This is a genomic window from Methylopila henanensis, assembly GCF_042681025.1.
GTDB lineage: Bacteria > Pseudomonadota > Alphaproteobacteria > Rhizobiales > Methylopilaceae > Methylopila > Methylopila henanensis.
Genome location: NZ_JBHUER010000004.1, coordinates 130,051 through 153,661, shown reverse-complemented (window position 1 = coordinate 153,661; position 23,611 = coordinate 130,051). Strand labels below are relative to the sequence as shown.

At 70.0% G+C, this 23,611-nt stretch carries 23 protein-coding genes; 8 read left to right on the top strand and 15 right to left on the bottom strand.

What is annotated here, in order from left to right:
• The coding region (locus ACFSCV_RS07045) for an MBL fold metallo-hydrolase (RefSeq protein ID WP_378798345.1) at window positions 1-1,060 on the top strand (1,060 nt) is incomplete at its 5' end.
• On the top strand, window positions 1,053-1,664 hold the full coding sequence (locus ACFSCV_RS07040; RefSeq protein ID WP_378798343.1) for an SCO family protein: 612 nt from the start codon (window positions 1,053-1,055) through the stop codon (window positions 1,662-1,664). The genes ACFSCV_RS07045 and ACFSCV_RS07040, both read left to right, overlap by 8 nt.
• A gap of 4 nt (window positions 1,665-1,668) precedes the next feature.
• On the opposite strand, the gene purB is transcribed toward ACFSCV_RS07040, so the two are convergent.
• Window positions 1,669-2,976: an adenylosuccinate lyase gene (purB, locus tag ACFSCV_RS07035; protein WP_378798341.1), complete on the bottom strand. Its 1,308-nt coding sequence runs from the start codon at window positions 2,974-2,976 to the stop codon at window positions 1,669-1,671.
• 130 nt (window positions 2,977-3,106) lie between these two features.
• Between purB and ACFSCV_RS07030 the strand changes: the two genes are divergently transcribed.
• Window positions 3,107-3,553 (top strand): hypothetical protein, encoded by a 447-nt coding sequence (locus tag ACFSCV_RS07030; RefSeq protein ID WP_378798339.1) that lies wholly within the window; start codon window positions 3,107-3,109, stop codon window positions 3,551-3,553.
• Between the two features lie 4 nt (window positions 3,554-3,557).
• Here the strand turns inward: ACFSCV_RS07030 and ACFSCV_RS07025 are convergent, their stop codons facing one another.
• Together ACFSCV_RS07025 and ACFSCV_RS07020 are read right to left on the bottom strand one after the other, a co-directional pair.
• The gene (locus ACFSCV_RS07025; protein ID WP_378798337.1) at window positions 3,558-4,385 is read right to left on the bottom strand and encodes an RNA methyltransferase; all 828 of its coding nucleotides are present in this window, start codon (window positions 4,383-4,385) and stop codon (window positions 3,558-3,560) included.
• A gap of 70 nt (window positions 4,386-4,455) precedes the next feature.
• Window positions 4,456-5,652, bottom strand: a complete 1,197-nt coding sequence (locus ACFSCV_RS07020) for an MFS transporter (protein ID WP_378798335.1) — start codon at window positions 5,650-5,652, stop codon at window positions 4,456-4,458.
• Window positions 5,653-5,840: 188 nt separating this feature from the next.
• Between ACFSCV_RS07020 and ACFSCV_RS07015 the strand changes: the two genes are divergently transcribed.
• Both ACFSCV_RS07015 and ACFSCV_RS07010 read left to right on the top strand, forming a co-directional pair.
• On the top strand, window positions 5,841-7,052 hold the full coding sequence (locus tag ACFSCV_RS07015) for an NADP-dependent isocitrate dehydrogenase (RefSeq protein ID WP_378798333.1): 1,212 nt from the start codon (window positions 5,841-5,843) through the stop codon (window positions 7,050-7,052).
• A gap of 84 nt (window positions 7,053-7,136) precedes the next feature.
• On the top strand, window positions 7,137-8,189 hold the full coding sequence (locus tag ACFSCV_RS07010; protein WP_378798331.1) for a hypothetical protein: 1,053 nt from the start codon (window positions 7,137-7,139) through the stop codon (window positions 8,187-8,189).
• A 256-nt stretch (window positions 8,190-8,445) separates the two neighbouring features.
• Here the strand turns inward: ACFSCV_RS07010 and alaS are convergent, their stop codons facing one another.
• From alaS to ACFSCV_RS06965, 9 genes are all read right to left on the bottom strand, one after another.
• Window positions 8,446-11,097, bottom strand: coding sequence for an alanine--tRNA ligase (gene alaS / locus ACFSCV_RS07005; protein WP_378798329.1), 2,652 nt, complete (start codon window positions 11,095-11,097; stop codon window positions 8,446-8,448).
• A 177-nt stretch (window positions 11,098-11,274) separates the two neighbouring features.
• On the bottom strand, window positions 11,275-12,345 hold the full coding sequence (gene recA, locus ACFSCV_RS07000; protein WP_378798327.1) for a recombinase RecA: 1,071 nt from the start codon (window positions 12,343-12,345) through the stop codon (window positions 11,275-11,277).
• A 147-nt stretch (window positions 12,346-12,492) separates the two neighbouring features.
• Window positions 12,493-15,015 carry a cell cycle histidine kinase CckA gene (gene cckA, locus ACFSCV_RS06995; RefSeq protein ID WP_378798325.1) on the bottom strand — a complete coding sequence of 841 codons (2,523 nt, stop codon included), beginning with the start codon at window positions 15,013-15,015 and terminating at the stop codon, window positions 12,493-12,495.
• Window positions 15,016-15,160: 145 nt separating this feature from the next.
• Window positions 15,161-16,222, bottom strand: a complete 1,062-nt coding sequence (gene flhB, locus ACFSCV_RS06990; protein ID WP_378798323.1) for a flagellar biosynthesis protein FlhB — start codon at window positions 16,220-16,222, stop codon at window positions 15,161-15,163.
• Between the two features lie 10 nt (window positions 16,223-16,232).
• A complete protein-coding gene (gene fliR / locus ACFSCV_RS06985; protein ID WP_378798321.1) occupies window positions 16,233-16,994 on the bottom strand; it encodes a flagellar biosynthetic protein FliR in 762 nt (253 codons plus the stop codon).
• Window positions 16,995-17,016: 22 nt separating this feature from the next.
• Window positions 17,017-17,283, bottom strand: a complete 267-nt coding sequence (fliQ, locus tag ACFSCV_RS06980; RefSeq protein WP_271200387.1) for a flagellar biosynthesis protein FliQ — start codon at window positions 17,281-17,283, stop codon at window positions 17,017-17,019.
• Window positions 17,284-17,294: 11 nt separating this feature from the next.
• A complete protein-coding gene (gene fliE / locus ACFSCV_RS06975) occupies window positions 17,295-17,609 on the bottom strand; it encodes a flagellar hook-basal body complex protein FliE (RefSeq protein ID WP_378798319.1) in 315 nt (104 codons plus the stop codon).
• Between the two features lie 32 nt (window positions 17,610-17,641).
• Window positions 17,642-18,052 (bottom strand): flagellar basal body rod protein FlgC, encoded by a 411-nt coding sequence (gene flgC, locus ACFSCV_RS06970; protein ID WP_271200389.1) that lies wholly within the window; start codon window positions 18,050-18,052, stop codon window positions 17,642-17,644.
• A gap of 21 nt (window positions 18,053-18,073) precedes the next feature.
• Window positions 18,074-18,457, bottom strand: a complete 384-nt coding sequence (locus ACFSCV_RS06965) for a flagellar basal body protein (protein WP_378798317.1) — start codon at window positions 18,455-18,457, stop codon at window positions 18,074-18,076.
• A gap of 277 nt (window positions 18,458-18,734) precedes the next feature.
• On the opposite strand from ACFSCV_RS06965, the gene ACFSCV_RS06960 reads away from it, so the two are divergent.
• The gene (locus ACFSCV_RS06960; RefSeq protein ID WP_378798315.1) at window positions 18,735-19,859 is read left to right on the top strand and encodes a flagellar biosynthesis protein FliO; all 1,125 of its coding nucleotides are present in this window, start codon (window positions 18,735-18,737) and stop codon (window positions 19,857-19,859) included.
• Between the two features lie 43 nt (window positions 19,860-19,902).
• A complete protein-coding gene (fliP, locus tag ACFSCV_RS06955) occupies window positions 19,903-20,652 on the top strand; it encodes a flagellar type III secretion system pore protein FliP (RefSeq protein WP_378798313.1) in 750 nt (249 codons plus the stop codon).
• A gap of 236 nt (window positions 20,653-20,888) precedes the next feature.
• Here the strand turns inward: fliP and ACFSCV_RS06950 are convergent, their stop codons facing one another.
• The 3 genes from ACFSCV_RS06950 to ACFSCV_RS06940 all read right to left on the bottom strand — a co-directional run bounded on the left by ACFSCV_RS06950 (window position 20,889) and on the right by ACFSCV_RS06940 (window position 22,751).
• On the bottom strand, window positions 20,889-21,140 hold the full coding sequence (locus ACFSCV_RS06950) for a hypothetical protein (RefSeq protein WP_378798311.1): 252 nt from the start codon (window positions 21,138-21,140) through the stop codon (window positions 20,889-20,891).
• Between the two features lie 129 nt (window positions 21,141-21,269).
• Window positions 21,270-22,049, bottom strand: coding sequence for a Bax inhibitor-1/YccA family protein (locus ACFSCV_RS06945; protein WP_378798309.1), 780 nt, complete (start codon window positions 22,047-22,049; stop codon window positions 21,270-21,272).
• A 144-nt stretch (window positions 22,050-22,193) separates the two neighbouring features.
• On the bottom strand, window positions 22,194-22,751 hold the full coding sequence (locus ACFSCV_RS06940) for a L,D-transpeptidase family protein (RefSeq protein WP_378798307.1): 558 nt from the start codon (window positions 22,749-22,751) through the stop codon (window positions 22,194-22,196).
• A 147-nt stretch (window positions 22,752-22,898) separates the two neighbouring features.
• On the opposite strand from ACFSCV_RS06940, the gene ACFSCV_RS06935 reads away from it, so the two are divergent.
• Complete coding sequence (locus ACFSCV_RS06935) at window positions 22,899-23,585, top strand: response regulator transcription factor (protein WP_378798305.1); 687 nt, start codon at window positions 22,899-22,901, stop codon at window positions 23,583-23,585.
• Window positions 23,586-23,611 lie beyond the last annotated feature (26 nt).

The following is a 23,611-nucleotide window of genomic DNA, read 5'->3' as shown; positions in this document are numbered from 1 at the left end:
CGTCGCCGCCGGTTTCCACTGCATCGAAATCGCGAGCGCGGCTCCCATCACGGTCCCGACCGTCGACAAGCTCAGCCTCCGCGTCCTGATCGATTCCGCACACGACCAGTTCCTGAAGCCGCAGACGGTCCAGGGGGTGCTGCATCAGCCGCCCGGCAACGGCCGGGGGCAGGACTACCGCCGGGTCCTCCACAACCAGTGGGGCCTGTCGCTGTTCGCCGAGACCCAGCGGGCGGACGAAACGCGCGCCATCCTTCTGGACTTCGGCTACAGTCCCGACGCGCTGCTCAACAACATCGAGATCCTGAAGGTCGATCCGACCAAGGTGAACGCGCTGATCGTCAGCCATGGGCATCACGACCATTACGGCGGGCTGACGGGTTTCCTCGACCGGTACAGGAGCGATCTCGCGCCGGACGTGAAGCTCTACGCCGGAGGCGAGGACAACTTCTGTCATCGCGTCAGCCCGAGCAGCGTAAAAGGACAGTTCACCGATTTCGGCCAGCTCGACCGGCGCGAGCTGGCGGCGCGCCAGATCACGACCGTGCTCTGCGAAACGCCGACCGTCGTCGCCGACCACGCCTTCACCACCGGCCAGATCAAGCGCTCCTCGATCGAGCGCATCCTGCCCAACACCTTCGTGGAGCGCGGGATCAAGGACGGCCTCGGCTGCGACGCGAGCCATTATTCTCCGGCCGAACTCGCGGGACAGATCATCCCCGACGAGCATGTCCACGAGCACGCCACCTGCTTCAACATCAAGGACAAGGGGCTGGTCGTGATCAGCTCCTGCGGGCATGTCGGCATCGTCAACTCCGTGCGGCAGGCGCAGGAAGTGTCGGGCGTCGAGAAGGTCCACGCGATCGTCGGCGGCTTCCATCTCGGTCCGGCGCCGAAGGACTATCTCGTCCAGATCGTCGCCGAGATCGGGAAGCTGAAGCCCGACGTCGTCATCCCGATGCATTGCAGCGGGCTGAACTTCGCGCTGGAAGCCCAGGCGCAGATGCCCGCGAACGTCATCGTCCCGACGACCGGCAGCAGGCTCACCTTCGGTGCGTAAGGCGATCGCCGCCGCCATGCTCGTGGCGGCGTCCGCCGGCCTCCAGCCCTCGCCCGTTCGAGGCGAGGCGACGCCCCGCCGCTCCGCCGCGGAGCTGATGGACGTGCTGATGTGGAGCCGCGAGCCGGTCGGCGGCCCTTTCGCCCTGTTCGACCAGACGGGGCGGGCGCGGACGGACGCCGACTTCAGGGGCAAGCACCTGCTGGTCTATTTCGGCTTCACCACCTGCCCGGACATCTGCCCGACCGACCTGAACGAGATCGCGCAGACCCTGATCCAGCTCGGCGACGACGCCGACAAGGTGCAGCCGCTCTTCATCACGCTCGATCCGGAGCGCGACGGGTTCGCCCGGCTCGCCGAGTACGTCGCCGCCTTCCACCCCCGGCTGGTCGGGCTGAGGGGCGAGGCCGACGCCGTGCGCCGGGCGGCCGACGCCTACAAGGTGTTCTACGAGAAGGTCGCCCTCCCCGAGGGCGACTACACCGTGGATCACTCGGCCTTCATCTACCTGATGGACCCGTCCGGCGGGTATCTCGGCTTCTTTCCGCCCGGCACGACGGCCGAACGGATGCTGACGATCATCAGGCCGCATCTCGCGCGTTAGCCGCTCAGGCCGCGCCGAACACCCGCGCGAAGGTCTGCTCGACGGCCTTGAAGTGGTAGCCGAGGTCGAAGGCGTCCTCGAGCTCGGCGTCGCTCAGCAGCGCTGTCACCTCCGCGTCGGCCTTCAGCAGAGCGAGGAAGTCGCCCTCCCCGCGCCAGACCGGCATGGCGTTGCGCTGCACGAGACGGTAGGCGTCCTCGCGGCTCGCGCCTTTCTGGGTCAGCGCCAGCAGCACGCGCTGGGAGTGCACAAGGCCGCCCAGGCGGTCGAGATTGCCCTGCATGCGCTCGGGGTAGACCAGCAGCTTCTCGACCACGCCCGCGAGACGGTTGAGCGCGAAGTCGAGCGTCACCGTCGCGTCCGGGCCGATCATGCGCTCGACCGAGGAGTGCGAGATGTCGCGCTCGTGCCAGAGCGCGACGTTCTCCATGGCGGGCAGCGCATAGGCGCGCACCATGCGGGCGAGGCCGGTGATGTTCTCGGTCAGCACCGGGTTGCGCTTGTGCGGCATGGCGGAGGAGCCCTTCTGCCCCTCCGAGAAGAACTCTTCCGCCTCCAGCACCTCCGTGCGCTGCAGGTGGCGGATCTCGGTCGCGAGCCGCTCCATCGACGAGGCCACCACGCCAAGCGTCGCGAAGAACATGGCGTGGCGGTCGCGCGGGATGACCTGGGTGGAGACCGGCTCGACCGTCAGGCCGAGCTTCTCCGCCACGTGCGCCTCGACCGCCGGATCGATGTTGGCGAAGGTGCCGACCGCGCCGGAGATGGCGCAGGTCGCGATCTCCGCGCGCGCCGCGACCAGCCGCTCGCGCGCCCGCTGGAACTCCACATAGAAGCCCGCGAGCTTCAGGCCGAAGGTGGTCGGCTCGGCGTGGATGCCGTGGCTGCGGCCGATGGTGGGCGTGAACTTGTGCTCGAGCGCGCGGGCTTTCAGCGCCGCGAGCAGCCGGTCAACGTCGGCGATCAGGATGTCGCTCGCCCGCTTGAGCTGAACGCTGAGGCAGGTGTCGAGCACGTCCGACGACGTCATGCCCTGATGCACGAAGCGGGCGTCCGGGCCCACGAACTCGGCGAGATGGGTCAGGAAGGCGATGACGTCGTGCTTGGTGACCGCCTCGATCTCGTCGATGCGCGCGACGTCGAAGGTCGCCGCGCCGCCCTTCTCCCAGATCATCCGCGCCGCCTCCTTCGGGATCACGCCGAGCTCGGCCAGCGCGTCGCAGGCGTGGGCCTCGATCTCGAACCAGATGCGGAACCGGGTCTCCGGCGACCAGATGTCGGCCATCTCGGGGCGGGAGTAGCGGGGGATCATGGGCGTCAGGGCCTCCGGCTGCGAACGGGCGCTGCCTTAGCACATCCCGAGCCGCGATCACCGCGTTTCTACGGATTGCACTGCCGAATATTAATCTCAATGGTTGTATTTTCGGGGAGATCTGAAAACGATGACTGAGGTGGAAGGGTTGCGGTCAGCCGCCCTGCTGACCAGCGCGTTCGCCGAGAAGATGACGGTCGACGACGGATTCCGGCAGCGGGTGGCGGCCGATCCGAAGGCGGCGGTGGACGAGCTCAAGAAGCTCGAGTCGCAAGCGATCGGTCAGGTTGACGCGACCGGTTCGGGCGTCGCCGCGCGCGCCAAGGCGGCGGCGGAGGGACAGGCGGCGTCCGCTGACAAGCTGGTTTACGTGATCGCAGTCGCCTGCCTTGGATTTGTGTCGGTCGCCGTCGTGTTCGCGATCTTCGGCGTCGCGTGGTCGCAACTGCCAAAAGCTGGGGCGGCAGGCGCGTCGCAACTGAATTTCGCCATTCCGGACGGTCTCGTCGCGCTCGGCTCGGCCGCTATCGGCGCGCTAGCCGGGCTGCTGGGCCCTTTGAGCCAACGCCGGGGCTGAACGTTCAACCGCTGATGTCGTCCTTCAGCGGCTTCAGCACGTTCCGCGTCCGGCCCTCCGGCCCCGGCCGTCCCTCGACCAGCGCGGTGACGACGCCGTGCAGGGTCTGCAGGTCCTGCCTCGTCGGCTCCATGCGGTGGATCATGTTGCGCAGGTTGCGCACCATCGAGGCGCGCTTGTCGGCGGAGCGGAAGAAGCCGGCCTCGTCGAGCTCGCCTTCGAGATGGCGGTAGAACGCGATCGCCTCCGCCTGGCTCGCCTCGGGCGAGCGCGGCGGCATCGCGAAGGCCGGCGCGCCGCCGGTCGCCGCCTTGAACCACTCGTAGCCGACGAGCAGCACGGCCTGGGCGAGGTTGAGGCTGGCGTAGGCCGGATTGACGGGGAAGGTGACGACGCGGCTCGCGAGAGCGACCTCGTCATTGTCGAGCCCGGTTCGCTCGCGGCCGAACAGCACGCCGGCGCGGCCGCCGCCCGCGCCATGCGCGACGAGCCGGCCCGCCGCGGCGTCGGGCGCGTCCACCGGCTTCGCCTGCCCGCGCTCGCGCGCCGTGGTGGCGAACAGCAGGGTGAGATCGGCGACCGCCTCCTCGAGCGTGTCGAACACCTGCGCCTGCGCCAGCACATAGTCGGCGCCGGCGGAGAACGCGATCGCGGTCTCCGAGCGGACGTCCGCCCGCCCCTGCACGACCCGCAGGTCCGTCAGGCCGAAATTCGCCATGGCGCGCGCGACCGCGCCGACGTTTTCGGCGAGCTGGGGCTGCACCAGCACGATCGCCGGGCCCTCGGGCAGCGCGGCCGCGAGGTCGGCTTTGGTGTGGTCGGTTCCGGCCATGCCGTTCGGGCCTTCGAAGGTTTCTTGTCGGGGCGGAGCGATAGCACGCGGGAGCGCGGCCGCGCCAACCTCAGTCGGCGCCGCGGTCGAACGCCGCGAAAGCGAAGGCGATCAGCGGCAGGATCGCGCCGACCACGGCGACGCCCGGCCAGCCAAAGCTCGTCATCAGCGGGCTCACCAGCGTCGAGCCGGCCGCGCCGCCGAGGAACAGGATCGCGACATAGAGCCCGTTCAGCCGGCCGCGCGCCTCGGCGTCGAGGCCGTAGATCGCGCGCTGGCCGAGGATCATGTTGATCTGGACGCCGACGTCGACCACCACCGCCCCGAACAGCAGGCCGGCGAGGCCAAGCCAGCCGTCGGCGCCCGCGACGGCGAAGCCGACGGACGCCAGGCCAAGCGCCGCCAGCGTGCCGGGATAGGTCAGGCCGCGGTCGGCGAGCTTTCCGGCCCAGGGCGCGACCAGCGCGCCGGTCGCGCCCGCCAGCGCGAACAGGCCGACGAGCGAATGGGAAAAGCCGTAGGCGTCGATCAGGCGCATAGGCGCCGCCGTCCAGAACAGGCTGAACACGGCGAACATCGCCGCCTGATAGCCCGCCCGGCGGCGCAGCACGCCGTGGCGCGCGAGCAGCTTCGGCATGGACGCGAGGAACGCGCCGTAGCCCATGCCGCCCTCGGGCCGGCGCGATGGCACCGCCGCCCGCACCACGAAGGCGATCAGCACCATGAAGACGGCGGACGTCGCGAACACCGCGCGCCAGCCCGCCACGTCCGCCAGCACGCTGGAGAACGGCCGCGACAGCAGGATGCCGAACAGTAACCCGCTCATCACGGTGCCCACGACCTCGCCGCGTTTCTCCTCCGGGGCGGCGCTCGCCACGATCGGCAGCAGCATTTGCGCCGCGACCGAGCCGACGCCGATCAGGAACGAGCCGGCGAAGAACCAGCCGCCCGACGGCGCCGCCGCGGTGAGCGCGAGCGCGAGCGCCGCCGCGAGCAGGGTGACGGTGAGCAGCCGCCGGCTCTCCGTCAGGTCGACCAGCGGCGCGACCAGAATGAGGCCCACGCCGTAACCGACCTGCGTCAGCGCGACGACCGAACTCGCCGTCGCCGGATCGAGCCCGAGGCCCGCCGCGATCAGGTCGACCAGCGGCTGCGCGTAATAGAGGTTCGCGACGATCGCGCCGCAGGCGACGGCGGCGACGAAGACCAGGCGGCGATCGGCGCCGGCGGGCGGCGCGCCGACAGTCACGCTTTCGACTTTGCTCATGAGGCTCGATTCCGGCGGTGCGCCGTTTTTGGCGCTTTTCCGCTCATTGACCACCCCGCCATGCGCACGACGAACATGCGCGCGCGCATGACCGGCGCTTCCGCCGGAGGCCGCGCGATGCTACACGAGCGCCGAATTGCCGCAGCGCACCCTCCGCCGTCCCTCCCCTTGCGAAAGGCTGTCCGCAGATGTCGAAGATCAAGGTCGCGAACCCCGTCGTCGAACTTGACGGCGATGAGATGACGCGGATCATCTGGCAGTACATCAAGGACAAGCTGATCCACCCCTATCTCGACGTCGACCTCCATTACTACGATCTGAGCGTCGAGAACCGCGACGCCACCGACGACAAGGTGACGGTCGAATCCGCCGAGGCGATCAAGAAGCACGGCGTCGGCGTCAAGTGCGCGACGATCACTCCCGACGAGCAGCGCGTCGAGGAGTTCAAGCTCAAGAAGATGTGGAAGTCGCCGAACGGCACGATCCGCAACATCCTCGGCGGCGTGATCTTCCGCGAGCCGATCATCTGCAAGAACGTGCCCCGTCTGGTGCCCGGCTGGACGCAGCCGATCGTCGTCGGCCGCCACGCCTTCGGCGACCAGTACCGCGCGACCGACTTCAAGTTCCCCGGCAAGGGCAAGCTGACGATCAAGTTCGTCGGCGAGGACGGCCAGACCATCGAGCACGACGTGTTCGACGCGCCCTCCTCCGGCGTCGCGATGGCGATGTACAACCTCGACGACTCGATCCGCGACTTCGCCCGCGCCTCGCTGAACTACGGCCTGAACCGGAAGTTCCCGGTCTATCTCTCGACCAAGAACACCATCCTCAAGGCCTATGACGGCCGCTTCAAGGACATCTTCCAGGAGGTCTACGAGGCCGAGTTCAAGGACAAGTTCGCGGCCGCGAAGATCTGGTACGAGCACCGCCTGATCGACGACATGGTGGCCTCCGCCCTGAAGTGGTCCGGCGGCTATGTCTGGGCCTGCAAGAACTACGACGGCGACGTGCAGTCCGACACGGTGGCGCAGGGCTTCGGCTCGCTCGGCCTGATGACCTCGGTGCTGACCACCCCGGACGGCAGGATCATGGAGGCGGAGGCCGCTCACGGCACCGTCACCCGCCACTACCGCGAGCACCAGAAGGGCAAGGCGACCTCGACCAACTCGATCGCCTCGATCTTCGCCTGGACCCGCGGCCTCGGCCACCGGGCCAAGCTCGACGACAACGCCGAGCTGAAGCGTTTCGCCGAGACGCTGGAGAAGGTCTGCGTCGACACCGTCGAAAGCGGCTTCATGACCAAGGACCTCGCGCTGCTCGTCGGCGATGAGCAGACCTGGCTCACCACCACCGGCTTCCTCGACAAGATCGACGCCAACCTGCAGAAGGCGATGGGCTGAGCCCTGCACGATTGCGCGACTCTACGTATTTAACTCAGGGTTGCATAATGTAGGCTTCTCCTCCTCATGTCGGGAGGGGAAGCCATGAGCACGCCCGCTGTCGTCGACGTCGCGCTCGGCGTCGTCTTGATGTACCTGATCCTCAGCCTCGCCGTGACGGCGATCGGCGAAATCATATCCACGGCGCTCAGCCTGCGCGGCCGTCACCTGTCGCGCACCATCGGCATGCTGCTGGACGATGACGCCGTCCGGAAACGGTTCTACGAGCACGGGCTGATCGTCAGCGCCAAGACCGCGGCCCGCGGCGGCGAAGCGCTCGACGGAACCACGACGCCGCCCGACGCGGCCGCCCGCCCGTCGGCTCCCACGACGGACATCCGCGGCGTGCCGCGGGACAAGGACCACCCGTCCTATTTCGAGCCGCGCGTCTTCGCCATGGCGCTGCTCGACAGCCTCGGCGCGACCGCCAAGGCGAAGGGCCTGATCTCGACCGGCACGCCGTTCGGCGACCTGAAGCAACTGGCCGAGGCGCTGCCGGAGGGAAGCAAGCTTCGCGACGTGGTGACGGCCAACCTCGCGGCCGCGGAGGGAGACCTGACTGCGGCGCGGGACAATGTCGCCGCATGGTTCGACAGCGCGATGGACAGACTGAGCGGCGATTTCGCGCGGGAGAGCAAGCGCATCGCGCTCGGAGTCGGCCTCGTGCTCGCCATCGCGCTCAATGCGGACACCTTCGCGGTCGCCCGGGCGCTGTGGGCGGACAAGGATCTGCGCGCGAACGTGGCCGCGGTCGCCGAAGCGGTGAAGTCGACCGACGACCTCAAACCGGCCTGCGCACAAGCGGACGCCGCGGACCGGCTGGAATGTCAGCTTCGCCTGGGGTCGGAACTCTACGCCAAGCTGCAGCCGTTTCCGATCGGCTGGGGCCCGACATCGACCGCTGGCGGCGGCGGGCCGGTGGATCCACCGGAGCCGATAGGCCTGGCCGACCTCGTTGCGGCGGCGGTCAAGATTCTGGGATTGGCCTTCACCGGACTCGCGCTTTCGTTCGGCGCGCCGTTCTGGTTCGACCTGCTGCAGAAGATCGTCAACCTCCGCGGCGCCGGGCCGAAGCCGAAGAAGATCGCGGACGGCTGAGCGAGGCCGTCATCGGCCTGCGCGCGGCGGCGGCGTCACTGCGACAGCCGTCTGCGCGAGCAGATATCCCCACGGATCGAACCGCAAGAACGCGCGCTCGATGCGGGGCGAGCAGCTTCAGTCTCCGCCCACCGTCAACCGGCCGCATGGCCGGGCCCACGTGATCGCCCCCTGGGCGCCGCCAGTTGCGGGGATAAGCTTGGCGACGCAGCCCGGTGAGAACGTCGCGCGCCCCGTCAGGGCGCGCGAGCAAAACTCAAGCCGCGGCGAGACGGGCCGCGACCGCGTCCAGCGCGTCGTTCGCCTTGTCGCCGTCAGGTCCGCCGGCCTGCGCCATGTCGGGACGGCCGCCGCCGCCCGAGCCGCCGAGCGCGGCGGAGGCCGCGCGCACGAGCTCCACCGCGTTGAAGCGCTGCGTCAGGTCCGGGGTCACGCCGACCACCACGCCTGCCTTGCCCTCGGAGGTGACCCCGACGATCGCGGCGACGCCGGAGCCGATGGACTTCTTGGCCTCGTCGACCAGACCCTTGAGGTCCTTCATCTCGATGCCCTCGACCGCCCGCGCGAACAGCTTGATCCCGCCGACGTCCCGCACCGCGTCGACGGCGCCCGCGCCCCCGCCGCCCATGGCGAGCTTCTTGCGGGCCTCGACCAGCTCCCGCTCGATCTTCTTCCGCTCCTCCACCAGCGCCTCGACGCGCGCGACCAGATCGGCCTCAGGCGTCTTCAGCAGCGCCGCGAGATCGGCCACTCGCGCGTTCTGGCTCTCGAGATGGAGCCGCGCGGCCTCGCCGGTCAGCGCCTCGAGCCGCCGCACGCCGGCTGCGACCCCGCTCTCGGCCACGATGGTGATCGGACCGATTTCTCCCGTCGCGCCCACATGGGTGCCGCCGCACAGCTCGATCGAATAGGGCTTGCCGTCGCCGGCCCGCCCCATCGCGACCACCCGCACCTCGTCGCCGTACTTCTCACCGAAGAGCGCGCGGGCGCCCGAGGCGCGCGCCTCGTCGATGCCCATCACCCGCGTGGTGACGGGGTCGTTCTGAAGCACGATCCCGTTCGCGATCGCCTCGATCCGCTCCAGCTCGGCGTCCGCGATCGGCTTGGTGTGGCTGAAGTCGAAGCGCAGCCGGTCGGGCGCGACCAGCGAGCCCTTCTGCGCCACATGGTCGCCGAGCGTCAGACGCAGCGCCTCATGCAGCAGATGGGTCGCCGAATGGTTGCCGCGCACGAGCCGGCGGCGTCCATGGTCGACCGTGAAGGTCAGGCCGTCCCCGACCGAGACCTTGCCCTTCCGGACCTCGACCGCGTGCACGAACAGGTCGCCGAGCTTCTTCTGCACGTCGGAGACCACGACCTCGACGCCCGGCGCCGCAAGCGTTCCGGCGTCTCCGACCTGACCGCCGCTCTCGGCGTAGAACGGCGTCTGGTTCGCGATCAGGAAGCCGCTTTCGCCGGCCTCGAGCGCCGCGACCTCGGCCCCGTCGCGCACAAGTGCGACGACCGAGCCGTCCGCGCTTTCCGCGCCGTAGCCGAGGAATTCGGTCGGGCCGACGCGGTCGCGGATCGGGAACCACACCGCCTCGGTCGCGGCCTCGCCGGAGCCGGACCACGCGGCGCGCGCCTCAGCCTTCTGACGCGCCATGGCGGCGTTGAAGCCTTCGACGTCGACCGACACGCCGCGCGCGCGCAGGGCGTCCTGGGTGAGGTCGAGCGGAAAGCCGTATGTGTCGTAGAGCTTGAACGCCGTCTCGCCGGCGAGGCTGTCCCCTCCGCCGAGGCCCGCCGCCGCCTCCTCGAGCAGGCCGAGCCCGCGCGCCAGCGTCGAGCGGAAGCGCTTCTCCTCGAGCTCCAGCGTCTCGGTGATCAGCGCCTCGCCCCGGACGAGCTCCGGGTAGGCTGCGCCCATCTCGCGGGTCAGCGCCGGCACCAGCCGCCACATCAGCGGATCGGCGGCGCCGAGCAGCTGCGCGTGACGCATCGCCCGGCGCATGATGCGCCGGAGCACATAACCGCGCCCCTCGTTCGACGGCAGCACGCCTTCCGCCACCAGGAAGCTCGCGGCGCGCAGATGGTCGGCAATGACGCGGTGGCTCGCGCGCGCCTCGCCCTCGGCCGGCACCCCGGTCGCCTCGACGGAGGCCGCGATCAGGGCGCGGAACAGGTCGGTGTCGTAGTTCGACGGCACGCCCTGGAGAATCGCCGAGATGCGCTCGAGACCCATGCCGGTGTCGATGGACGGCCGCGGCAGCGGGCGGCGCTCGCCCGGCTCGACCTGATCGTACTGCATGAACACCAGGTTCCAGAACTCAAGGAACCGGTCGCCGTCCTCGTCCGCGCTGCCGGGAGGGCCGCCGAACAGCTTGTCGCCCTGGTCGAAGAAGATCTCGGAGCATGGCCCGCAGGGCCCGGTGTCGCCGGCCGCCCAGAAATTGTCGGAGCTCGCGATCCGGATGATGCGGTCGTCGGAGAAGCCGGCGATCTTCTTCCAGAGCGCGTGCGCCTCGTCGTCGTCGATGTAGACGGTGACGAGCAGGCGGTCCTTCGGCAGATCGAAATGCCTGGTGACGAGATTCCAGGCGAGCTCGATCGCGCGCTCCTTGAAATAGTCGCCGAACGAGAAGTTCCCGAGCATCTCGAAGAAGGTGTGATGCCGGGCGGTGTAGCCGACATTGTCGAGGTCGTTGTGCTTGCCGCCGGCGCGCAGGCATTTCTGCGCGGTGGTCGCGGTCGAATAATCGCGGCGCTCGAGCCCGGTGAAGAGGTTCTTGAACTGCACCATGCCGGCGCTGGTGAACATCAGCGTCGGGTCGTTGCGCGGCACCAGCGGGCCCGAGGCGACGGCCGCATGCCCTTCCTTCTGGAAGTAGTCGAGGAAGGTCTTCCGGATCTCGTTGACGCCGCTCATGGACTTGATCGAACCGCTCTCAGGACGGGGAGGTCGTCGGCCGCGGAACGGCCGGCGCCTCGTCCGGCGCGGAGGTCAGGCCGCGCGCCGGACGAGGCGCGCCGCACCATAGGGGGCGCGGCCCGCGACTGTCCAGAAAACCAAGCGCCGCGCCTTAAAGCCCCGAGGGCCGGCCCATCAGTCGGCGTCGACGTCCGGATCGACGCGGTCGAGGATCTTCTCGGCCAGAACGCCCGCGCTCTGGCGGACGGCCGCCTCGATCCGGGCCGCGACGTCGGGCTGGTCCTTCAGGAAGGTCTTGGCGTTCTCACGCCCCTGCCCGAGCCGCTGGCTGTCGAAGGAGTACCAGGCGCCCGACTTCTCCACGATGCCGGCCTTCACGCCGAGATCGATGAGTTCGCCGGTCTTCGAAACGCCCTCGCCATACATGATGTCGAACTCGACCTGCTTGAACGGCGGCGCGACCTTGTTCTTGACCACCTTGACGCGGGTCTGGTTGCCGATCGTCTCGTCCCGCTCCTTGATCGCGCCGATGCGGCGGATGTCAAGGCGCACCGAGGCGTAGAACTTGAGCGCGTTGCCGCCGGTGGTCGTCTCCGGGCTGCCGTACATCACGCCGATCTTCATCCGGATCTGATTGATGAAGATCACCATGGTCTTGGACTTGGAGATCGAGCCGGTGAGCTTGCGCAGGGCCTGGCTCATCAGCCGCGCCTGCAGGCCGGGCTGGACCTCGCCCATTTCGCCCTCGAGCTCGGCGCGCGGGGTCAGCGCCGCGACCGAGTCGATCACCAGCACGTCGACCGCGCCGGAACGCACCAGCGTGTCGGCGATCTCGAGCGCCTGCTCGCCGGCGTCGGGCTGGGAGATCAGAAGGTCCTGCAGGTTCACGCCGAGCTTGCGGGCGTAGACCGGGTCGAGCGCGTGTTCGGCGTCGACGAAGGCGCAGATTCCGCCCTTCTTCTGCGCCTCGGCGATGGTGTGCAGCGCGAGCGTGGTCTTGCCCGAGCTCTCCGGCCCGAAGATCTCGATGATGCGGCCACGCGGCAACCCGCCGACCCCGAGCGCGATGTCGAGGCCGAGCGAGCCGGTCGAGACCGTCTCGATGTCGAGCGTGGTCTGGCCGCCGCCGAGGCGCATGATCGAACCCTTGCCGAAGGCGCGGTCGATCTGCGCGAGCGCGGCGTCCAGCGCCTTGGTCTTGTCCATGGAGCTTCCTTCGACGAGGCGGAGATTGGCTTGCGACATCGCGTCGGCTCCTTATGGCACGGCGGGTGAAGAACCTTCAACGCGACGATATGTACCCACTTTGTTCCAAGAACACAAGCGGAACATCTTCTCCGCGCGAAACGGCGCGGCGGGCCTTCGTTTCAAGGAGGACAGGGGATCGCGGCGTCAGCCGCCGATGGTCTGCTTCACCGCCTGCAGCAGCTGCTTCAGCGTGAACGGCTTCGGCAGGAAGGCGAACGATTCGCCCTCCGGCAGGTTCTTCTTGAAAGCGTCCTCGGCGTAGCCCGACACGAAGATGATCTTGAGGTCGGGCTGCTTCTTGCGCAGCTCGCGCAGCAGCGACGGGCCGTCCATCTCGGGCATCACCACGTCGGAGACGACGAGCTCGACCTCGGAGGCGTGCGCCTCCATCTGCTCCAGCGCCTCGACGCCGGAGCGCGCCTCGAGCACGGTGTAGCCGCGGGAGGCGAGCGCCCGGGCGCCGAAGGCGCGCACGGCGTCCTCGTCCTCGACCAGCAGCACGGTGCCGCGTCCGGTCATGTCCTGCGGCGCCGCGGCGGCCGCGACCGGCTTCGCCTCCTCGGCCTCGGCCGGCACGTGGCGCGGCAGGAAGATGCGGAAGATCGCGCCCTCGCCCGGCTCCGACAGCGCGAAGACGTAGCCGTCGGTCTGCTTGACGATGCCGTAGACGGTGGAGAGCCCGAGGCCGGTGCCCTTGCCGACCTCCTTGGTCGAGAAGAACGGCTCGAAGATCTTGTCGATGATCTCCGGCGGAATGCCCTCGCCGGTGTCCTCGACGTCGACCATCACGTAGTCCGCCGCCGGAAGCCCGCGATAACCGAAGGTCGGCGCCTCGGCCGCGGTCACGTTGCGGGTGCGCACCGTCACAGTGCCCCCGTCGGCCATGGCGTCGCGCGCGTTGACCACGAGATTGATGATCACCTGCTCGAACTGGTTGAGGTCGGCCTTCACCAGCCACAGGTCGCGGCCGTGGACGAGCTCGAGCTTGACCTTCTCGCCGAGCAGGCGCGACAGCAGCATCCGCAGTTCGGCCAGCACGTCGCCGAGCGCGATCACCTGCGGCCGCAGCGTCTGGCGCCGCGAGAAGGCCAGCAGCTGCCGCACCAGACTCGCGGCCCGGTTGGCGTTCTGCTTGATCTGCATGATGTCCTGGAAGGACGGGTCGGTCGGCCGGTGGTTCGCGAGCAGCAGGTCGGAATAGCCGATGATGGCGGTCAGCACGTTGTTGAAGTCGTGCGCCACGCCGCCGGCGAGCTGGCCCACCGCCTGCATTTTCTGGCTTTGCGCGAACTGAGCCTCTAGCGCGCGCTGGTCGGTGGTGTCGAGCGCGTAGACCACGGCGGCCTCGCCGTCGCCGTCGGCGTCGTCGACGCGGGTGACGAACAGGCGGGCGGAGCGGCCACCCTCGCCCGGCAGCGCCGCGTCCACCGGCGCGACGTCGCCCGCGCCGCCGGCCGCCGCCTCGATCGCGGCGGCGAGCGCGGCCTGGTCGCGCTCGCTCGCGAGCGCCGACATGATCGAGCGCTCGCCGGCGTCGCCCTTCAGCCGCTCGCCGATCAGCTTCGCGAACGGCGCGTTGGTGCGCAGGATGCGGCCGCGGACGTCGACGGTCGCGATCGCGAGCGGGGTGTTGTTGAAGAAGCGGGCGAAGCGCACCTCCGCCGCGCGCAGCGGCTCCGAGACGTCGGCGCCCGGCCCGCGGTCGAGAACCAGCGTGCGCGAGGCGCCGGGCGTGCCGTCATGGGCCCAGGCGACGGCGTGCAGCAGCCGGGCCGGCAGCGAACGCCCGCCGCGCGTCTTCAGGTCGACGTCGATGATCTCGGTCGCGACCGCGCCCGGCTTCGGCGCGAGGGCGCCGACGAGCGCGGCGCCGTCGCCGGCGAGGATCTCGCGCAGGGACAGCGCGCCTCCGCCGACCCGCGTCAGGTCCTGGTCGAGCCAGCCGGCGAGCGTCGCGTTCATGTAGACGATCGCGCCGTCGCCCTCGGCGGCGAAAAAGCCCGCCGGCGCATGGTCGAGGAAATCGACCGCGTGCTGCAGCTCCTGGAACACGTTCTCGTGCCGCTCGCGCTCGCGCGTGACGTCGGCGACCGTCCACACCGTCTCCACGGCGCCGTCGCGGGTGATCGGCCGCACGCCGATGCGGAACCACGCGCCGCGCCCGTCCGGCAGCGTCACGCGCGCCTCCTCGAAGGCGCGCTTGCCGGCGCGCGCCGCCTGCGACAGCCGGTAGATCGCCTCGGCGACGTCGGCGTTGCCGGCGAAGGCGCGCTCGACCGTGCGCACGGCGCCAGGGCCCTCCGCCCGCGTCAGGTCGAGATAGGCGTCGTTGGCGAACACGATGCGCCCGCCCGCGTCGGTGACGAGCACGCCCTCCTCCGCGGTCGCGGCGATGGCGCGGGCGAGATCGTCGCGCGAGCCGCGGCTCGCGAACTGGATCAGGCCGACCGCGCCGGCGAACAGCGCGAACACGCCGACGACCGACAGCGCCGCGAGCAGCGCGAGAATCCACGGCTGCGCGCTCTCGCCCTGCAGGAACGAGACCGCGATCGCGGCGCCCACCAACGCGCCGGCCAGCAGCACAACAAGCCCGATCGAGCCGGAACGCCCGCTGCGGTCGATCGGCGGCTCGGCGGACATCGGGCCTCCTTCGGCGACGCTGCTCATCGGGGATCTCGTCTCAATCGCGTTCCGGACCGGCGCCACGCCGACGATTCGTTCGGCCGACGACCCCGCGGCGACCATGCGGCCCCTGCGGCACCGTGGCAAGAAGGCGTAGGCGCCGCGGGCGGTGGCGCGCCGCGCCGCTCACTCACCGCCGCTTCCTGCGCATCACGAAGCCGATGACCTCGGCGACGGCCTTGTAGTGCTCGGCCGGGATTTCGCGGTCGATCTCAATCGCGGCGTGGAGCGCGCGCGCGAGCGGCGGGTTCTCCACCACCTCGACGCCTGCCTCCTCGGCGATCTTGCGGATGCGCAGCGCGAGCGCGTCCACGCCCTTCGCCACGCAGAGCGGCGCGTTCATGCCCGGCTCGTATTTCAGCGCGACCGCGTAGTGCGTCGGGTTCGCGATCACGACCGTGGCGTTAGGCACCTGCGCCATCATGCGCTTGCGCGAGCGTTCGTTCCGGAGCTGGCGGATGCGGGCCTTGATGTGCGGATCGCCCTCCTGCTGCTTGTGCTCTTCCTTGATCTCCTGGATCGACATCTTCAGCCGCTCGTTCCAGCGGCGACGCTGCCAGACGTAGTCGGCCAGCGCGATCACCGCGAAGACGGCGACCGCCGACACCAGCACGTCGAGCGACAGCGTCTTCAGCGCGCCCAGCATCTGGACGGGATCGGCCGCGACCAGCGCCGACACCCGCTGGCGCTCCGGCCAGATCACCATCCAGATGACGACGCCGACGATCGCAAGCTTCAGCAGCCCCTTCAGGAAGTTGACGAAGCTTTCGACCGAGAACAGGCGCTTGAAGCCCGACAGCGGCGATATCTTCGAGAGCTTCGGGGTGATGGATTCGGCCGAGAACACGAAACGGTGCTGCACGAGGTTGCCGCCGATCGCCGCCGCCATCAGGCAGAGCACCGGCAGGGCGAGCGCGGCGGCGACCGAAAGACCGACGCCGCCGGCCATGGCGGTGAGCGAGACGCCGTCGGTCCGAAAACTGTGCGCGTCCGACAGGAACCGCGTCAGCGTCGCGTTGAGGCCGGAGACCGCGCCGTCGCCGAACACCGAGAGCGCGAGCGTCGCGGCGGCGAGGCTGAACCAGGTGCTGACCTCCTGGCTCTTGGCGACGTCGCCGCGCTTGACCGCGTCGTCGAGCTTCTTCTGCGTCGGTTGTTCGGTCTTTTCGCCGCCTTCGTCCTCCCCCGCCACGCCGGTCTCCTCAGCCGCCGGACAGGGCGCGCAGCGTCGCGCCCATGTCGCTGAGGAAGACGCTCATGATCAGCCCGATGACCAGCAGGAGCAGGACGAAGCCGCCGGCGATCGACAGCGGCGTCGCGATGAAGAACACCTGGAGCTGCGGCATCAGCCGCGACAGCACGCCGAGCCCGAGATTGAACACCAGGCCGAAGACCAGGAACGGCGCCGAAAGCTGCACGCCGATGCGAAAGGCGTCGGCGACGCCTTTGAGCGCGAGCTGCGCGGCGTCGCCAGTCGGCGGGATGACGCCGGGGCGGAACGCCTCGTAGCTGCCGGCGACGGCGCCGATCGCAAGGTGATGCAGGTCGGTGGCGAAGATCAGGGCGACGCCGGTCAGGGTCAGGAAGGTGCCGATCAGCGCGCCCTGCTGCCCTTGCGTCGGGTCGACGGTGGTGACGAAGCCGAGGCCGAGCTGGTTCGCGATCACGAAGCCCGCGACCGACAGCGACGACATCACCAGCCGCGCGACGATCCCAAGCACCAGCCCGACGGCGATCTCCGCGGCGAGCAGGCCGAGCAGGCCGACCGGATCGTTGGCGTCGATCACGTACATCGGCCGGGCGAACGGCCAGAACACGAAGGTGAGCAGCAGCGCGATGGTCAGCCGGAAGCGGGCCGAGACGTTCTCCTCGCCGAGCGCCGGCATCAGCATCACCAGCGCGCCGACGCGCGCGAAGATCAGCGCGAAGGCGGCGACGTCGGCAGGGAGGAGATCGATCGTCATCGCGGCCCTTCGGCGGCGCCCGTCAGCCGCCCGAGGCGATCCGCCCCGCCATGCGCGCCATGTGGCCTGCGAGCGCGTCGCCCATGAAGGGTAGCGCGAGAATCATCGCCGCGAACAGGGCGAGGATCTTCGGCACGAAGACGAGCGTCATTTCCTGGATCTGGGTCAGGGCCTGGATCAGCGAGACCGCGACGCCGACGATCAGCGTCACCGCCATCAGCGGGCCGCCGACCAGCAGGATGGTCCAGAGCCCATCGCGGGCGACGTCGAGCACTTCCGCGGCGTTCATGGGCTCAGGCCTTAGATCGGCATGCGCATGACGTCCTCGTAGGCCGCGATCACCTTGTCGCGGACGCTGACGAGGGTCTCGAGCGCGAGCTCGCTCTCGGCGACGGCGGTGACGACGCTGACGACGTCGCCCTTGCCGGAGACGGCCGCGAGCGCGCTCTGCTCGCTCGCCTTGCCCTGCTCGACGACGCCGGCGAGCGCCTGCTGCAGCATGTCGCCGAAGCCGCCCTCCCCGGCCCCCGACGGCCCGGCGCGGCCGGGACCCTGGCCGGACGCGATCCCGGCGAGATTGGCGTAGGCGCTGGCGGCCGCGGCGGGAGAGGTCATGGATCAGGCTCCGGAATGGGGCGAGGCGGGGATCAGGCGCGCAGGATGTCGAGGGTGCGGGCGATCATGCGCCGCGCCGAGCCGACCATGTTGAGGTTGGCCTCGTAGCTGCGCTGGGCCTCGCGCATGTCCATCTGCTCGATGAGCGGGTCGACGTTCGGCAGCCGCACGTTGCCGGAGGCGTCGGCCATGGGGTTGCCGGGCTCATGGCGGACGCGGAAGTCCGAACGGTCGCGCTCCACGCGCCCGAGCGCGACCACGCGGGCGTCGAGCTCGCGGTCGAACTCCGAGGTCATGGTCGGCACCTTGCGGCGATAGGGATCGCCGCCGGGCGCGGCCGCCGCCGAATCGGCGTTGGCGAGGTTTTCGGCGATGACGCGCATGCGGCCGGCCTGGGCCTTCAGGCCGGAGGCGGCGACGCCGATCGCGCGGGCGAGATCCATGAGCGGGCTCCTCGTCGTCCGTCAGCGCTTGCCGATGGCGATGCGCAGCAGGCCGAGGCTCTTGCCGTAGAGCGTGGCGGCCATCTGGTGGTCCATCTGGTTCTGGGCGGCCTTGGTCATCTGCTCCTCGAGCACCACGGCGTTGCCGTCGGGCGTGCGCTCGAACGAGCCTCGCTCCTCGGGACGGCCGCTCGCCGAGGCCGAGGCCAGCGTCAGATGCCCGCGGTTCGTCAGCGCGACGCCGAGCCCGCTCTCCTGCGCCGGAGGCGGCGCAAGGTCGTGCGCGCGGAAACCGGGGGTGCTGGCGTTGGCGACGTTTTCGGCCAGCACGCCCTGACGCGCCGAATGCCACTGCATCTTGTTCTTCAGCGCGGCCAGCAGCGGAGGTTCGATCGACCCGGTCACCGATGATCTCCCGCCTCGGGGGCAATGGAGCGGAGGCCTTACGCCGCCGCGGGGGCTGAAGGGCGGCTCGCGAATTGCGCGCCCGCCCGGCAAAATCTGCCGCGCCCATGGTTAATGGACTGTTAAAGACGTTAACTTTCCGTTCACCTTGATCGTGACTTTGTCTATGACGGTTGCGGCTGCGTCGGTCTTGGTGCTCCGGGCGGCCGTCGGCGAGCGACGCCGTGCGGGTCCTCAAGCGCCCGGACCGCGCTTCTGAGATCGAGGGAAAGACCGCGTGCTGAACCAGATTTTCGGCGTCGAGATTCCGGCCCCCGTCGGCTTCATCCTGCTTCTGGCCGCGTTGATCGCCGTGGTGCTGCTGTGCGCCTGGCTGATCCGCAGCTTCGGCGGCAAGCGCCTCGGAGGCTCGGCCGCGACCGGCCGCTCACGGCAGCCCCGGCTCGGCGTGCTCGACGTGCTCGCCATCGACGGACGCCGCCGCCTCGTGATCGTGCGCCGCGACAATGTCGAGCATCTGGTGCTGCTCGGCGGTCCGAACGACGTCGTGGTCGAGAGCGGCATCCTGCGCACGCCCGCCGGCTCCGGCCAGCGCGAGCCGATCGCCTTCCCGGCCGAGACGCGGTCGGCGGCGCCGCAGCCGGCGCCAGCCGCCTCCGCGCCCGTCCGCGCGCCGCAGCCTCAGCCCGAGCGCGCCCCCGCGGCGGCCCGCGCGCCCGAACCTCCCCGCGCGGCCCAGCCCGCGCCGACCCCGGCGAAGGCCGCCGAGGCCCCTCCCGTCGCGCCGCCTACGCGCGAAACCCCGAAGCCGCAGGCCCCGGCCGCGCCGGCCGTCGCCCCCGTAATTCGTCCGGGCGCGGCTCCCGCAGCGCCGCGTCAGGCGCCGCCGGTCGATGCTCCTCCGACCGCCGCCCCGGCTCAGCCGGCGGCCCCGAAGCCCCAGCCCGCGGCCGCTCCCGTCGCATCCGCGACCCCCGCCCCGGCCGTGCAGCCCGCCGCCGCCGCGCCGCGGTCGAGCGAGATCGCCGACCGTCTCGCCGCCGCGCTCAAACGCCCGGTGACGCCGGTCAACGACGCGCCGAAGCCGGCGCCGGCCGCGCCCAAGGTCGAGGCGCCAAAGGCCGAAGCCCCCAAGGTCGAGACGCCCCGGAGCGACGAGCCCAGGCCCGCCCCCGCCGCTGCGCCCGCTCCGAGACCGGCCGCGCCGGCTCCTGCGCCCGCCGCCGCCGCTCCGGCCCCGGCCACGCCCGCCGCCCCGAAGCCCGCCGCTCCCGCCGTGAAGCCGGAGCAGCGCGCCGCGCCGGCCCCCGCGCCGAAGGCCGACGACGACGATCCGCTGGCCTCGCTCGAAGCCGAGATGGCGAGCCTTCTCGGGCGGGACCTGAGCAAACCGCAGTCGTGACGACGCCCCGAACCACGGCGCCGGCGCTCCGCCGCGCGGAGCCGTGACGGGGATCGCGAACCGCGCCACGGCCGCGGCCGCCGCAGGGCTCGCGCTGGCGCTCGTCGCCGCGCCGGGACCGGCGTTCGCGCAGTCGATCACGCTCGATCTCGGACAGGGCGGCGGCGTCAGCGAGCGGGCGCTTCAGCTCGTCGCGCTGATCACGGTGCTGAGCCTCGCGCCGTCGATCCTGATCATGGTGACGTGCTTCACTCGCATCGTGGTGGTGCTGTCGCTGCTGCGCACGGCGATCGGCACCCAGACCGCCCCGCCGAACACCGTCGTCACGGCGCTGGCGCTGTTTCTCACCGCCTTCGTGATGGCCCCGACCTTCCAGGCCGCCTACGATCAGGCGATCGCCCCTCGCCTCGCCGGCCAGATCGACGACGCGACCGCCTTCCAGCGCGGCGTCGCGCCGTTCCGCGCCTTCATGCTGGCGCATGTGCGCGAGAAGGACCTGGCGTTGTTCCAGGAGCTGTCGCGCGAGCCGACGCCGGAGGGGCCGGAGGCGGTGTCGCTCAGGGTGCTGGTTCCAGCCTTCATGATCTCGGAGCTCCGGCGCGCCTTCGAGATCGGCTTCCTGCTGTTCGTGCCGTTCCTCGTCATCGACCTCGTGGTGGCCTCGGTGCTGATGTCGATGGGCATGATGATGCTGCCGCCGGCGATCGTGTCGCTGCCGTTCAAGCTCATCTTCTTCGTGCTGGTGGACGGCTGGAACCTGATCGCGGGCAGTCTGGTCCAGAGCTACGGCTAGCGCCACGCCCTGTCAGTTTGAAGCGCGGCGTCATGGTCCGGCTTGACCGGACCATTCATGCCCAGCGTAGAGCTCGGCGCCCACGGCGGGTCCTCCGGTCAAGCCGGAGGACGACGAGCGGATAGGGCGGCGCTCCATCGGTCGCGATGCGGCCCGGTTTCGCCAAACGCCGTTCAGCGACGCGCTCCACGCCCGCGCAACAAGGGAGCCTGCTTGGCGCCGGGAACCCCAGACGCTCAGTCGTCGGCGATCCAGCCGCGGCGGCGGGCGTGGCGGATTTCGTCGCGCGGGGTGACGGAGCCGATCCTGCGGTCGGGCACGGCAACCGGCCGTGAGCCCGCGAGCGCGTCGTAGTCCTCATAGGTGTCGACGGCGAGCATCGCGGCGTAGAACGGCGCGCGCGGGTCGTCCCGCTCGGCGTGCTCCCGCAGGAGCGCCTCCTTCACGCGGATGAAGCGCCCGCTCAGCGGACCCTGGCCTCCCGACATCTGGCTCCCTTCTACCCTTGGCCCCGGCGCCGCTCGCAAGAGCCGCGCTGAACGCAAAGAGCCCCGGCGTCGCCGCCGGGGCCCCTCGCAACCTCCGGCCTCAGGAAAGACCGGAAAGCGTCGAACCGATCACTCGCGGTTGCCGAACAGCGACAACAGCATGGTGAAGAGGTTGATGAAGTTCAGGTAGAGCGACAGAGCGCCCATGATCGCCGACCGGCTGAGCGTGTCGCCGTCATAGCCGCCGTAGTAGCTCTCCTTGATGCGCTGGGTGTCGTAGGCGGTGAGACCCGAGAACACCAGCACGCCGACGACCGACACCACGAACTGCACCATGGTCGAGCCGATGAAGATGTTCACCAGGCTCGCGATCACGATGCCGAACAGGCCCATGATCAGGAAGGTGCCCATGCCCGACAAGTCGCGCTTGGTCGTGTAGCCCCAAAGGCTGAGCGCGCCGAAGGCGGCCGCCGTGATGAAGAACACGCGCGCGATCGAGGCGCCGGTGTAGACGAGGAAGATCGACGACAGCGACAGGCCCATCAGGCCCGCGAAGACGTAGAAGGCGATCTGGCCCGAGGCCGGCGACATCTTGTGGAGACGCGCCGACAGGAAGAACACCATGCCGAGCGGGGCGAGCATGACGACCCACTTCAGCGGGCTCGCGAACAGCGCGTAGCCGAACTGGGTGAGATGCATGCCGCGGGCGGTGGCGACCGCGGAGGCCGGATCGCTGGTCACGGCGAGCATGAACGCGCCGATCGCGGCGAAGCCGGTGATGGCGAGGCCGAGCGACATGTAGTTGTAGACGCTCAGCATGTAGGAGCGCAGACCCTGGTCGACGACGGCCGACGTGGTCGCGCCTCCGACGGCCGTACGGCCCCAAGCGTTGCGTTGGAAGTCGGACATAGTCTGAGTTCCTCAATGATCCTTCAGAACCGCCGAACACCGGCGATCTCTTGCGGGATGATATGGTGAGGGCCGGTGCGCGCACAAGTTCGCGAGGCCCCGGCCTTGCTGACATCTTCGTCAGGTCGGCGCGGCGGGCGCATGTCAGGATTTGCGGCGACGCGGCCTCGACGGCGCGCCCACGCGCAGCACCGTGTCCGGCCCCATGAGCGCGATCAGCCGGCGGAGCTTCGCGGGCGCGACCGCCACGCAGCCCGCGGTCGGCGTGAAGCCGGGGCGCGCGGCGTGCAGGAAGATCGCGCTGCCGCGGCCCTGCCGCGCCGGGCGGTCGTTCCAGCCGAGCTCGACCACCAGGTCATAGAGGCCGTCGTCGCGCCACATCCGCTCGTGGGACGCAGCGAACGGCGTCCGCACGAGGCGGTTGTAGAGCCTGTGGCCGGCGGCGTCGCACCAGCCGTCGTCGGGGCGGATGGCGCGGGTCGGAGCGGCCGTCGTCGGCCGCCGCCCGCGGTCAGGCCGCCAGAACACGCGCCGCACGGCGAGGTCGCCGCGGGGGGTCGCGCCGTCGCCCTCGCGCTTGTCGACCACGACGCCGGCCGGTCCCAGCGCGCAGGGCAGGACGAACGGCCCCGCGGCGAGCCGCCCCCGCGCCCGCGCCCCGGGCAGCGGCCGGACGGCGATGATTTTGAGCGAACGGCGCATGGCGTGATCTGGTCGTCGCGGTCAGAATGGCGTGAGGCGTGGCGTGATGACGCCCGGCGACGGCCGGTTCACCTTGCCGAGCGCGGGGTACGTGCTCTAGTTCACGCGGCAGTCAAGCGGCGGAACTGCATCGGAGATGACCCCTGAATGGCCACCAAGCGCAAGATACTCGTAGTCGATGACGACGCTGACCTCCGCGGCGAGCTCACCGAACAGCTCAACCTGCACGACGAGTTCGAAGCGGATTCGGCCGAGACGGCCAGCATTGGCCTCGCCAAAGCGCGCGCGGACCATCTCGACCTCGTGCTGATGGACGTCGGCCTGCCGGACATCGACGGCCGCGAGGCCGTGAAGATGATGCGCCGCGACGGCTTCCGCGGGCCGGTCATCATGCTGACCGGACAGGATTCCGACGCCGACCAGATTCTCGGCCTCGAGGCCGGCGCCAACGACTATGTGGCGAAGCCGGTGCGTTTCGCGGTGCTGCTCGCCCGCATCCGCGCCCAGCTCCGCAGCCACGAGGCGAGCGAGGACGCGGTGTTCGCCGTCGGCCCTTACACGTTCAAGCCCGGCGCCAAGATGCTGGTGACCGACAAGAACGCCCGCATCCGCCTGACCGAGAAGGAAACCGCGATCCTGCGCTACCTTTATCGCGCCGGGCCCGCGGTGGTCGGGCGCGAAACGCTTCTTCAGGAAGTCTGGGGGTACAATTCGGGCGTGACGACTCACACGCTCGAAACGCACGTTTATCGGCTAAGACAGAAGATCGAGGCCGATCCGTCGAATGCGCGTCTGCTCGTCACGGAGGCCGGGGGCTACAAGCTCGTTCCCTGAGACGAGCTGACGACGTGCGTGCGGGG

Bases quoted from the DNA above. Each gene is read 5' to 3' on its own strand.
- purB (WP_378798341.1), bottom strand. From the start codon at position 2,976: ATGATCCCCCGCTACTCCCGCCCCGAGATGGCCGACATCTGGTCGCCG.
- ACFSCV_RS07030 (WP_378798339.1), top strand. From the start codon at position 3,107: ATGACTGAGGTGGAAGGGTTGCGGTCAGCCGCCCTGCTGACCAGCGCG.
- ACFSCV_RS07025 (WP_378798337.1), bottom strand. From the start codon at position 4,385: ATGGCCGGAACCGACCACACCAAAGCCGACCTCGCGGCCGCGCTGCCC.
- ACFSCV_RS07020 (WP_378798335.1), bottom strand. From the start codon at position 5,652: ATGAGCAAAGTCGAAAGCGTGACTGTCGGCGCGCCGCCCGCCGGCGCC.
- ACFSCV_RS07015 (WP_378798333.1), top strand. From the start codon at position 5,841: ATGTCGAAGATCAAGGTCGCGAACCCCGTCGTCGAACTTGACGGCGAT.
- ACFSCV_RS07010 (WP_378798331.1), top strand. From the start codon at position 7,137: ATGAGCACGCCCGCTGTCGTCGACGTCGCGCTCGGCGTCGTCTTGATG.
- alaS (WP_378798329.1), bottom strand. From the start codon at position 11,097: ATGAGCGGCGTCAACGAGATCCGGAAGACCTTCCTCGACTACTTCCAG.
- recA (WP_378798327.1), bottom strand. From the start codon at position 12,345: ATGTCGCAAGCCAATCTCCGCCTCGTCGAAGGAAGCTCCATGGACAAG.
- cckA (WP_378798325.1), bottom strand. From the start codon at position 15,015: ATGAGCAGCGTCGCCGAAGGAGGCCCGATGTCCGCCGAGCCGCCGATC.
- fliR (WP_378798321.1), bottom strand. From the start codon at position 16,994: ATGACGATCGATCTCCTCCCTGCCGACGTCGCCGCCTTCGCGCTGATC.
- fliQ (WP_271200387.1), bottom strand. From the start codon at position 17,283: ATGAACGCCGCGGAAGTGCTCGACGTCGCCCGCGATGGGCTCTGGACC.
- fliE (WP_378798319.1), bottom strand. From the start codon at position 17,609: ATGACCTCTCCCGCCGCGGCCGCCAGCGCCTACGCCAATCTCGCCGGG.
- flgC (WP_271200389.1), bottom strand. From the start codon at position 18,052: ATGGATCTCGCCCGCGCGATCGGCGTCGCCGCCTCCGGCCTGAAGGCC.
- ACFSCV_RS06950 (WP_378798311.1), bottom strand. From the start codon at position 21,140: ATGTCGGGAGGCCAGGGTCCGCTGAGCGGGCGCTTCATCCGCGTGAAG.
- ACFSCV_RS06945 (WP_378798309.1), bottom strand. From the start codon at position 22,049: ATGTCCGACTTCCAACGCAACGCTTGGGGCCGTACGGCCGTCGGAGGC.
- ACFSCV_RS06940 (WP_378798307.1), bottom strand. From the start codon at position 22,751: ATGCGCCGTTCGCTCAAAATCATCGCCGTCCGGCCGCTGCCCGGGGCG.
- ACFSCV_RS06935 (WP_378798305.1), top strand. From the start codon at position 22,899: ATGGCCACCAAGCGCAAGATACTCGTAGTCGATGACGACGCTGACCTC.